Source organism: Flavobacterium gelatinilyticum (assembly GCF_027111295.1).
In the GTDB taxonomy this organism is placed as follows: Bacteria; Bacteroidota; Bacteroidia; order Flavobacteriales; family Flavobacteriaceae; genus Flavobacterium; species Flavobacterium gelatinilyticum.
This window is the reverse complement of record NZ_CP114287.1, coordinates 104902-117102: the sequence shown is the minus strand read 5'-3', so window position 1 is coordinate 117102 and position 12201 is coordinate 104902. Positions and strand designations below refer to the sequence as shown.

Sequence of the window (12201 nt, the reverse complement as noted above, 5' to 3'; positions counted from 1 at the left end):
GAAATTGGGGTTAACCGCCAAAAACATTGTGCAGTTCCTCTACAATTCCAATATATTGTTTTTTAATCGAGTTAATGCTGTAATAACTTTCCGGTTTCCAGTTTGGTTTCCAGCTGCTGCTGCTAAAACTGTAAACATTTAAGTCCCTCATCTTTTTTATGGCATTGTCAAGATGTTCGTTAATGTTTTTAATAGAAGCAATATTGGTGCTTATGCTTTGTCCCTGCCATGTCGACGCAATATCTTTAGCTGCAGAAAACTGAACAGGATACAGAATCATATCCCCTTTTTTCAGAATGCGTTTTTCAATATCTACTTCCAGTTTTGCTGCTATTAACGGATTTTTCGAAAATATCGCCCCTTCGCTGTTAAACTGATTTAAAAGCATTTGAGAAGGTCCAAAACCATAAACATCACCGTTTGGCGTAATAAATGGAAGCACTTTTAAAAAGGTACTGAAAGCGCTGTAATTTTTAGGAAGAAAAGAACAATCTTCTGTCTTATACCAAACCTTTGTATAACCGCCGCTATGTTCCGTTTTTGAAATAGTATGCGTTATCGATTTTTCGCCTTTATACATCACACCCAATCCCAGCTCTGCGCTGCGCAAAAATTTAATATCGTTCCATCTTTTATAAATTTTCTGTGCATCATTACTTAAAAGATCATAGGCTGCCTGAATAACATCTGCATCATCAAAATTATCTCTGATATATCCTGCCTGCTGGCTGAAAGAAGCTGCGACCTGATTAAATGGAGACATTTTAAAGTCAGTGTTCGAAATACCGCTGGCATCCAGCATATAATACGTTTTTCCAAGAGTCAGAAAATCCTGTATCATAGATTGTTTTTTCAGCAGTACTTGTGTCGAACTCAGATCGTCGATGGCATTTAAGTATCCGGTAGCCATCCACGGGAACAAATCCGGCCAGTTACTGATCCATACACCAAGAACGGTATAACTTTCGTCTTTTTTTAAGCCTTCAAGTTTTTCGTTTTTTTGCATTTCCGGATCCACTGTTGTTTTAAGATTGGCAATAAACTCGGACTTTGGCTGTACAGGATCTTTCAATACATCCAGGTTATTGGCTGCAACGTCTTTTTTAAGATCATCAACAGGTTTTGGATCAGCCTTTTTCTCAGAACGTTTTAAGAATTCATCTAATGTCAGATCTTTTTCTGTTTTCTTGGCCTGTTCATAAGCAGATGCTTTGGCAAATGCTTCCAGACTATCCAGATTTGTTATTTCTTTTATTTTATCGGTAACCTGAGGATCTTTTGCCGGTGTTTTAAATTCAGGTATTTTTGGAGGATCTTTCACGGCACTAACCTGAGGTGCTTTTTCGAGCAGACTGATCGAACTGATGGCCTCGAATGCCTTTCCTTCTACAACCTTACTCCATTCCTTAACCTGTTCTTCTACACATTTACCGCTTGACCACGAACTGGTTGATACATCTACTTTTGATTCTCTTTTGGAATTACTTCCGTCATAAGCTGCTTCTACCGTTATCGCTTTCCCTATTCCCGAATAGGTAAAATTACCTTTGCTGCCGTATTTCCAGCTGCTTTCTCCGGATGAACTTATCATCTCCAAAGAAACAGTTCCCATACCGCCCCATACAACACCTACCACAATTCCGTCGCCGTGTTCTCTAAAGAAAGCCTGAACCGATTTTCCCCATTCGTCAACCAGTTTCATAATTTCCGGATGTTCGTCCGGTTTCTGCATGATGGTTAACAGATTATTCGTTCCTAACTTTTTCATCAGGGCATTATAATTATCTAACGCATCCAGTGCCATCTGTTTTGGATTTGCCTGAAGTGAATTAATTAAATCTGCCGCGTTTAAATCGTTAAAATTTACATACTCAACACCGGAGAGCATCTGCACATTAAAATTAACAGCTACTTTCTTTGTCAGTTCTGCCGCCGAATTTCCGGCATATACAGATAATCCCGCATTAATACTCGCCAGTCCGGAAATCCCGTATGAACCCGAAACCCCAACAGATCCCTGGTTTAAACTGTCTGTATAAGCATAAGAACTGCCTCCTGTCATGGTTTGTTTTACCTCTTTATCAGGAACCATTCTGGTAATATCTCCCTTAATTATCGATGTGAGGAAACGCCCTGTATCGCCTTTTATAACGCTTCCAATCTCAACAGCGTAAAAAGGATTAATGGCTCCGTTTGTACCTTTTGTATTGCTCATAATTATGTGGTTATTTATTTGTAGAAAAGATTCAAATTAAATTTCTTTTACAATCCTTTATATTTTAACACAAGTAATAGTTACATTTCCTATCGCGCCAGAATCTGTGTTACCGCCTTCTCTGTCAGTACTGTAAGAATCCTTACTGGCGCTCTGGCTCCAATTAAAACTGTTCTTCTTTTTCCCCCACGGGCAATCCCAGTTAAAAGACCCAATTTTAGTATCTCCGTCGTATAAGTCAAAACTTCCCTCGGTGCCCGATGAAGCATCAGATCTTCCGCAGGAACAAATTCTTGTACTTGTACCGGAATCAACCGTTATGTTGTTTATTTCACTGGTACTAAGCTCTTTGTCTTTATTTCCGTATTCATAAAACTTGCCCCAGCTTAATTTTGCATTTTGAACTTTTAAGGTCATGTTTTCTGATACAATCTTAACTTCAATCCATTGTGCGTATGCCATGATTTCTAATAATTAATTCCTACTTCTTGGCCTTTCGGATATTGCCGCGTTTTTTAAAGTGGGTTCTGCTCCACAGCTTATTTTTAATTACTATAAAATTAGATTCTATTAAAACAGCCAGCTGATAAATTGTTACGAATCCTCTTTTTTTGGGTACGACAGATTGATTTTTTGTCATAAACAATAAATAGTTTCAAATTGAAATAACAACCAGCCTACGTTACTTTAAACCTAATAAAAGAATCATCTCAAAAAACACGTATTTATACTCATAACCACTTGATTATTAATACATAAATTTGAAAGTCATTACAAAAACCACGACTTAATATCCTCAAACGAAACCTTTTGTGCGAGGCATATTTTTCTAAGCCCAATAGATTATTTTCTAAATAAGCAGTACCCGGATTTTATTTTATTAATGATATGTACTTATAAAAAGTCAGCCTGTCAGCACCTTTTCAAGTCCCGAATCGGGATTTTCAAGTCGGCTTGGGATTTAGTTTCCTGCTAAACACAACGGACTTGTTTTCTACACTCCTTTTTACAGATGTTTAAAAAAATTGAAACATTGTTTTTCAAACTGGATTCCTGTGAGTTCATCCTATGCAGTTATTTTTTTATGTAATTTTTTTAGAATCAATTTAACCTATTAATTTTTAGCAAAATGAAAAGAACAATTCTATCAGTTTACACCATTACGGCATTTATGCTTTTTTCCTGTAATAATTCGGAAAAGAAACAAGACTGCCCTCAAATCCTGCCAATTCCAACCCCTTTAAGAGAAAGGGTACTAACAGCAGAAGAACAGGCTGCTCTGACTCCCGATGCTGTAATAAAAAGCCTGAAAGATGGCAACCAACGATTTGCAACTAATAATGTCACAGCAAGGGATCATTCGGCAATGGTACGAAATGCGGTAAAAGGACAGTTTCCAAAAGCGGTTATACTTTCGTGTCTGGACAGCCGAATTCCTGTAGAGGATGTATTTGATAAAGGTATCGGCGATCTTTTTGTAGGACGCGTTGCAGGTAATTTTGCCAATATTGATTTACTGGGAAGTATGGAGTTTGGATGTAAAATTATGAAAGCAAAGCTCATTCTTGTTTTAGGGCATGAATCCTGCGGAGCCATTACCTACACAATCAAAGGTGCAAAACTGGGCAATATAACTGCCATGCTCGAAAATATAAAACCGGCAGTAACAGCCTCGCAGGACTTTGACGGCGATAAAACAGCAGCGAATCCAAAATATGTAGAATATGTTGCAAAAAATAATGTCATCAATACCATCAAGACCATTAGAGCAAAAAGTCCTATTTTGAAAGGAATGGAAGATAGTGGTCAAATTAAGATTATTGGCGCTTATTATAATATGCAGACGGGAGTTGTAACCTTTTTATAAATTACAAGAGTTTTTTAATAATTGAGATAGACACCAATTTTTAATGGAAAACACCTGTAAAATTTTACAGGTGTTTTTTCTTTTTTAAAACTTAATCTATAATATTCCTCACCGCTATCGGGATTGCATCGGAAATAAAGTAATAAAAAAACAAGTTTTTACACCTAGATAAACTATGTGTATACAAATGAGTAAAATACCTTTTTTATGTATTCAATAAGTTATGTTTCTATGTGTTAGAAATAATTAACCAGTTAATCTATATTAGTCCGTGACAGCTGAAATTTCGAGTACAACGCTGCTTTCCTGTCTGTAAGACGACACTTTTAAGCCAATTTTCATTAAAAAATCTCCTGAATATACCGTTCCGGATTCTTCAAAAGTATTCTTGGCATTTGGCATTGTATTGATTTCTTTCACCTTGTATTGTTTTACAGGATCGAGTCCGTTTAGTTTTACAAGTCCGTAATTTGGATCTGTTAACGGATGCAGGGTGTACGAATACAAAACGGCTTCTGTCTTATCTTCATTTACATAAATCAGTACAGCTCTGCTGTCTTCGTAAGGAGAAACCAGACGGTATAAATCGCCTTTCCAGATTACAGGACTTAATCTTTTATAATTCGCAACGGCCTGCTGCGCATATTTTAGTTCATCTTCTTTTAAATCTCCTACATGAATATCAAACCCCAGTTTTCCCATCATTGCCACATCTGTTCTAAACTTTACAGACTGTTTTCCCATAGAAGTAACGTGATTGCAGACCGCCAGAGCAGGATAAAAATTAGAATATCCCCATTGTATGAAAATACGATCGAAAGGATCTGTATTATCGCTGGCCCAAAACTCTGTAAAATAATTAAGCATTCCATAATCGGCTCTGCCGCCTCCTCCGGCACAAAGCATCATAGGCAAATCAGGATATTTTGTTTTTATTCTGTCCAGTACTTTATACAAACCGTTTGTATACTCGATGAATAAATGCGATTGTTTGTCTTTTAAATACGCTGAATACGCACTGGTCATCATTCGGTTGCAGTCCCATTTAAAAAATGCCACACCCGATTCTGTCTGCATAATATCATCCACCACCTTAAAAACAAAATCCTGAACTTTTGGGTTGCTTAAATCCAGAACCAATTGCGTTCTGTATAAACTTTTTTCCCTGTTGGGAAGCGCTAATACCTAATCCGGATGTTTTTCATACAACTCGCTTTTTTCGTTAATCATTTCAGGCTCGATCCAGATTCCGAATTTTACATGGGTTTCTTTAGCTTTCTGCATTAAAAAACCAATCCCGTCAGGAAGTTTTGTTTTTGTTGCCTGCCAGTCTCCTAAACCTGAAACAGAACCGCTTCTTGGATATTTATTGCCAAACCAGCCGTCATCCAGCAAAAACATATCGACACCCAAAGTTTTAGCATCGTCAAACATATTGCTGAGTTTGGCCTGATCGAAATCAAAAAAAGTAGTTTCCCAGTTGTTCAGTAAAGTCAGACGCGATTTTTCGCCGTCTTTAAGCCCGTACTTTCTGGCCCAGTTATGCAGGTTTCTGCTCGCCTGTCCTTTTCCCTGATTTGAAAATGTATAAATAAAAACAGGTGTTTTAAAAACTTTTCCAGGTTCTAAATTGTATTCTGAAGCAAACTCATTGATTCCCGAAATAATTCGGAGTTCATTATTATTGTCTATATCAAATGTAAATTTGAAATTCCCGGACCACGCGATTGAACCCGCAATTACTTCTCCTGTATTTTCTTCGGGTTTTGAATTTAGTGAAAGAAAAAAAGAAGGTGCCGCAAACATATTCGTGCGGACGCCTAATTTAGAATCGATTACTTTACGGCCTCTCGTAAGCTGGCTTTCTTCCATTCGCATTTCTTCTACCACATCGCTGTAAAACTGAGTCAGCCAGTATTTATCAGCATCCAAATGCAATGCAGACGAAGCGTAATTGTAAAGCAAAACCGATTTCTTTTCCTGATGCTGAATCTCTGTCCATGATTCGATTACGTTTTCTTTATTAAAAGTTTTATAATGAAGCGTCACATAAACAGGATACTGCGGATCTTTTAATTTGATACTGATTTGTTCTGTATTCGCATCAATTTTCTGAATCGAATGACTTTGATATTCCAGTTCTAATGAAGGATTACCGTCATTATGCGTCATTCTGACGGCTGGCTCGAATAAATTATCAGTACCAAAAGTGGGATACGCGGCGTGACGGAGATCTATAAGAGGATTCCCGTCGTTTATCACAAACTTTTTGGTGTTTTCTTTTGAAATCAATTCATACTCCAAACGATTATTCAGTTTTGTTCCGAAATAAGTCTGATACAGCTTTTTGTTTCTGCCTACTTTTAAAACCAAAGCCGAAGTTTCGGTTTCAATAGTAATAAGCTTCCCTTCCTGTGCATGCAAAGACGCATAAAAAAATAGCAGTAATACAAATACTAATCGCTTCATCTGTTCTTATTTTTAATAATTCGCCGGTATTGTTTCTATGTATTAAATTCAATCTTGTCCAAGTGCTTACTAATATCCAAAAGGATTATCTAAACTATGCATTGGTATTGTGAACCATTTTGGTCCGTTTTCGGTCATATAAAAATGATCCTCATGTCTGATTCCGAATTTTCCCGGAACACAAATCATAGGTTCATTGCTGACTACCATACCTTCCTGCAGTTTTATTTCGCTTCCTCTTACCAGATAGGGATATTCGTGTATGTCAAGTCCGGTTCCGTGTCCTACCCTGTGCGGTAAACCCGGTAAACTATAATCGGCACTTAATCCTGCTGCAGCTAAAGTTTTTCGGGCAGCATCGTCTACAGAGCCGCAGGAAGAACCAAGCTGTGCGGCTTCAAAAGCGGCAAGCTGTGTTTTCTTTTCTAAATCCCAGATCGTTCTGTATTCTTCTGATGGTTCGCCGTACACATACGATCTTGTGATATCCGAAAGATAGCCTTCTAATCTGCATCCAGTATCGATAATCACGGCTTCGTTTTCTTTTAATGGCTGCGGAACCGATACTCCATGAGGATATTGCGTATCATCTGCAAACAAAACAATACAGAAATACGATCCCGATGATACTCCGGCTTTAATATGGGCTTTATTAATAAAATCTGTCACTTCGTTTACTGTAATTCCGGGTCTCAGAATCTTTGCCGCAGCTTTTTGTACTTCGATTGTAATATCTTTTGCCTGTTGTATAATGGCAATTTCATTTTTGGATTTCTCCATTCTGCATCCCGCCGTGATCTGCTGTGCATTAACAAAACTAAACGAACGGTTTGCAATAGAAATACCATCGACTAAAAAATAAGGAGCAGATTCGTCTATGGCAAAGGAACCACCCGTTAATTGTTTATTTTTTAGCAGCTTTCCTATCAATTCGTATGGTGATTCATGTTCTTCCCAGCAATTTACAGCTGATTGTACTTTCATATATTTATGAAACGTTCCTTCTTCAAATTTCGGAGCGATGTATTCCAATGAACCGTCTTCAAACAACAAGGCTCCGACCATTCTTTCAGAAGCGCTCCAAAGGGTTCCGGTAAAATAATACAAATTCGTTCCGGCATTGATGTATAGTACTTTTACCGAATGTTCTTTCATGAACCGTACTGCTTTTTGTATACGCTCTAAATATTCATTTAACTCAATAGGTTTTACGTTTTGAGTTCTGTTTTCTATTTTATCTAATTCTATGGCTGCAGTTGAACCGCCAATTCCTATTGTCATTTTTTAATATTTTAAATTGTAAAGTGCTAATTTAAGTGTTTATGATTTTAGTATCCCCGAATCCTTCGGTTTATCTTACCGATTATTCTTTCTTAGGTCTTGTTTTTTCCATTACTTTAAGTACATCTTCCTGATTTAAAGCGTAATCATACAAACCTGCCGAAGCTATAAATCCGGAGAAATTCTCCCCAATATCAGATGCCCCAATTCTAATTTTTGCCTTATCGATGGCAGATGACAAGAGCATATTCTGCGAATTATCTAAAACGCCGTCTACATACACTTTCTCTACAACACCATCAAAAGTTAAAACAATATAATGCCATTGATCAGCTTGGGGAACTTTGGTATATTTCATATCAAAATGACCGTCCAGATGTACACCTGCTCCGTAATTACCGCTATTGTAAGCCAGTGCATTATAGGAATTTGCCAGATTGTATTCGTTTCGGTCACACCACGACAGCAGAATTTCTCCTTCTTTTGCTATTTCCGGATTTTTAACCCAGACTGCAGCGGTGTACGAACCATTCCATGCTAAACTTTTGGGTACCGGCTGGTCTAAAATCAATGATCCGTTTATAAAATGGAATGCTTTTATTCCGTCCTCTTTAGTCAGCCTTACGTCACCTTCTTTTATAAAATTCCCTTTAAGAGAACCTTTGTTTTTTATGGAATAGGATAATTCTTCATTCGAAATTTTAGAAGCGTCAATATCAGCCAACAGTTTTTCAGTGCTTTTAACCGCCGGGCTTTTATCTGATTTTTTGTTTTGTAATGCCAGCGGAATTTCAAATAAACTGCTGTATATTTTGATGTTCCAGACTGCCGGATAAAGTCCTGTTTTCTCGGTGCCGGAAATCGTTAATTTTATATAACGAGCCGAAACATCCTGATCATCAATCATGGGACTTCCCGCTGTCTGGTTTTTCGATCTATCCGCATACATGAACCATTTAGTTCCGTTTACCGAGTATTCAATTTGGTATTGATAATAATAACTCGCAAATTCAAACTGGGTCATAACTCTTTTAACCTTTTTTTCTGCTCCTAAATCGACCATTAAATATTGCGGAGTTGTGTTATCTCCTGCCTTCCACATCGTGGCATTATTATCATCTGCAGCAAACGATGGTTTGTACTCATAATCATATTCCGTTGATTTCAAATGATAATGCGAAGACGCTGTAATTTTTGCTCCAAAAGCAATATTTTGGGGAACGTCTGATTTTACCAAATCCTTAATTCCTTTTATGGATGGAATAACTTTTTTAATGGTTGAATCGTTCTCAAAAATCATCTGATCCACGCAGACCTGTCTTGCCAGACCGCCGCGAGTCATAGGATAATCGTGCTTATGGTATACGATATAATAATCGTCGTTTTCTTTTAAAACCGAATGATGCCCGGGACCATGTACCGTTTTGTCTTCATTGGTACTCAGAACGGGATTGTTTTTTCCGGGAATAAAAGGTCCGTATGGCGAATCAGAATAGGAATAACGCACGTTGTACGTTTCATCATGACAGGACGCTCCAGAATACATCAGGATATATTTAGAGTCTTTTTTCATCATGTAAGCTGCTTCAAAAGGTTCCGGAGTCTGCTCCAGAGGTATGTTAACCGAATTAGCCATACTGCTCATATCTTTATTTAATTCACCTGCAGCGTAACCTCCGTTATAATGCACCCAAGTTCCCCAATAGCCATAAATCTTCCCGTCTGAATCCTGAAAAAACTGTGCATCCAGAGATGGAAAACCTTCACGGGGATATCCGTTTGAAATAACCGGAACATCATCCTGACTAAGTTTTTCCCACGGACCGACAGGGGAATCTGAAACGTAACCGTAAATATTACAGCCTATTTCGCAGTTTCCAAAATACAAATAATACTTTCCGTCATTTCCCTGCAGAATATCCGGAGCCCAAAAATTAGTAATGGATTTTGACGAAAAAGAAGGGATTTCCATGATGTAATTGTACCAGTTTTTAAAGTCTTTGCTGTACCAGACCGTCGGCGCGCCAGATGCCAGCATTTCATTGTCTGTCGTGGCGTAGATATAATAAATATCACCAAACTTTTTAATAGCAGGATCTGCAAACCAGCCCGGTAAAATTGGATTTCCGGCTCCTGGAATAGTCACATCTGCTTTTTTCTGAGCCAGAAGGAATCCCTTAAAAACCAACAGAATCAAACAGTAAAAAAGTTTCTTTTTCGACATTGTATATTCAGATTTAATCGGGCCTAATTATTTTAACACAACAAGCTTATACTAATACTTCCAAACCAGAACATCAGCCGTTTTGATTGATTTTGTTCCGAAGATAATTTGTACGTTTTTTGGTAAATTGATATCGTATTCTTTATCCGAATAATTAACCGCAATTCCGAAGCCGTCACGGTAATCGACCATAATGCCTTCCGGATACTCTTCTACAGCTGTGTTTTGTTTTTTGTACAATTTTCTAATTACCTGTTTTTCAAGGTCACTATTTTTCGAATCTACACCAATATAGGTTACCGTTCCTTTTCCTTCTTTATGTAAAATAATCGCGGGTGTTCCGGTATAAAAATCACCTTCATACGTCGCCCAGATTTCTGTTCCTTTATTCGGCTTTAATAAATCACCCCAGCTTGTCCAGCTAAAATCTTTATCCTCAAATTTTATGGTTCCGGGAGACTGCGGCATCAATAAATCATAAGAATCTATTTGAGAACCAATTAAACTCCACATAGGTTCATAAAATTTGGTTTCCCAAAGATGTCCCAGACGATTTTGAATTCCGGAGCGGCAGCTTAAGATTAAATTCCCTCCGTTTTTTGCATATAAACGCAGCTTGTCAATCATTTTCTGATCAATCATCTGATATGCCGGAACGATTAAAAACGGGTATCTGGAAAAATCTGTCGTATCTCTCACAAAATCAACCGGCGCGCCAATAGATTTCGCTGCTTTGTAATATTTTAGAAAATGTCCTATGGTATTCCATTCTTTTGTTTGTTTGTTTAAGTCAATTCCCATTACATTATCGGCATTAAACAGAATTCCTGTTTTTCGCTTTAAATAATCATCCGGCAATTTTGCTTTGGCATCGTATTTTTTACGGAGTGTATCGATTTCTTTTATAAACTGTTTGAATTCCAGACCTCCCGGTGTTGGTGTCACACCGTCTGTACCCACAATTCCGTAGTGAAACTGCTCGTAACCGTACAAAGGCGCACGAAAGCGATAAGTACAGGCAAACTTGCTTCCTCCGGCAAAAACGTGCCATAACCACATGCGAACACTCCCCGGTAATGGCTGCGGATTAATGCTTCCCCAATTTACCTGTCCCGGCTGTAATTCCATACAGCCATACATTCCTTTTAGCGGTCTGAAAAAATCATTTGACATTCCTATAGCCGTGTAGTCGCCTAAGCGATAGCCATTTTTTCCTACTCCCAAACTAGACCCATAAACCAGATAACGCGTATAGCAGTCAAAATCAAGCTCTTTGCTCATGCCTACAAAACCTTCATTGTAGTTGGATCTGTAATTGGAAGTAATCCATTGGTCTTTGCTTACATATTTTCGAATGGTTACTGCCTGCGAATCCAGAAAAGTAGCGGTTTCTTCATCGGCAAATCGGTAATGGTCTAACTGCGAATGCAGGTTCATTCCCCACTCTTTGTGCAGCGGAATGTTAATCTCGTCGAAACTGCTGTAAATACCACTCCAGAATTTATTTCCCCACGCATCGTTTAGAGCGTCTATATTTTTATATTTTTCTTTTAACCAATTTCGGTAACGCTGCTGCGCATCTACTCCGTAATCCAGAAAACGAGCCGGTTCATTGTCTACCTGCCAGCCTATGATGTTTTTATTATTTCCATATTTTTTTGCCAGCTGTTCGATCATTTTTAAAGAATAGGTTCTATAGTAATTACTCGAAAATGAAGCATGCTGTCTTGAACCGTGATCGGTTTTGGTTCCGTCCTCATACGTCGCCAGCACATCCGGATGTTTGCGTACAAGCCATACAGGAGGTGTTGCAGTCGAGGTGCACATAACAATTTTCAGTTTGTATTTTGCTGCGATTGCCACGGCTTTATCCAGCCATTTAAAATCATAAACGCCTTCCTGAGGTTCCAGCTGTGCCCAGGCAAATTCTCCAAAATGAGTAAACTCAAAACCCATTTCGGCAATTTTTTTCAGGTCGCGGTCCCATTGGCTTTCATCCCAATGTTCAGGATAATAATATACCCCAACCGTTGTCAGATCTTTTTTTGGAAAGTATTTTTCGAAATTCTGGGCAATTGAATTGAAACCGGTTAACAATCCAATCAGGATAAATAGTGTTTTGGAAAAATGGGATGCGTGCTTCAT

Annotated in this window: 7 protein-coding genes and 1 pseudogene; 1 reads left to right on the top strand and 7 read right to left on the bottom strand. The window is 38.1% G+C overall.

Annotated elements, in window-relative coordinates:
• Positions 1-10: 10 nt before the first annotated feature.
• Both OZP11_RS00390 and OZP11_RS00385 read right to left on the bottom strand, forming a co-directional pair.
• Positions 11-2215: a hypothetical protein gene (locus tag OZP11_RS00390; RefSeq protein WP_281233265.1), complete on the bottom strand. Its 2205-nt coding sequence runs from the start codon at positions 2213-2215 to the stop codon at positions 11-13.
• 57 nt (positions 2216-2272) lie between these two features.
• The gene (locus OZP11_RS00385; protein WP_281233264.1) at positions 2273-2677 is read right to left on the bottom strand and encodes an aegerolysin family protein; all 405 of its coding nucleotides are present in this window, start codon (positions 2675-2677) and stop codon (positions 2273-2275) included.
• 667 nt (positions 2678-3344) lie between these two features.
• Here OZP11_RS00385 and OZP11_RS00380 point away from each other — a divergent pair.
• On the top strand, positions 3345-4082 hold the full coding sequence (locus OZP11_RS00380; protein WP_281233263.1) for a carbonic anhydrase family protein: 738 nt from the start codon (positions 3345-3347) through the stop codon (positions 4080-4082).
• Between the two features lie 264 nt (positions 4083-4346).
• Here OZP11_RS00380 and OZP11_RS24875 read toward each other — a convergent pair whose 3' ends face one another.
• From OZP11_RS24875 to OZP11_RS00360, 5 genes and pseudogenes are all read right to left on the bottom strand, one after another.
• Positions 4347-4622 (bottom strand): GH36 C-terminal domain-containing protein, encoded by a 276-nt coding sequence (locus tag OZP11_RS24875; RefSeq protein WP_349293785.1) that lies wholly within the window; start codon positions 4620-4622, stop codon positions 4347-4349.
• Positions 4623-4682: 60 nt separating this feature from the next.
• Positions 4683-6551 (bottom strand): annotated as a pseudogene (locus OZP11_RS00375) (alpha-galactosidase); the annotation flags it as partial.
• A 69-nt stretch (positions 6552-6620) separates the two neighbouring features.
• Positions 6621-7832 carry a M24 family metallopeptidase gene (locus OZP11_RS00370; RefSeq protein WP_281233262.1) on the bottom strand — a complete coding sequence of 404 codons (1212 nt, stop codon included), beginning with the start codon at positions 7830-7832 and terminating at the stop codon, positions 6621-6623.
• Positions 7833-7914: 82 nt separating this feature from the next.
• A complete protein-coding gene (locus OZP11_RS00365; protein WP_281233261.1) occupies positions 7915-10056 on the bottom strand; it encodes a family 43 glycosylhydrolase in 2142 nt (713 codons plus the stop codon).
• A 51-nt stretch (positions 10057-10107) separates the two neighbouring features.
• A complete protein-coding gene (locus tag OZP11_RS00360) occupies positions 10108-12201 on the bottom strand; it encodes a beta-galactosidase (protein ID WP_281233260.1) in 2094 nt (697 codons plus the stop codon).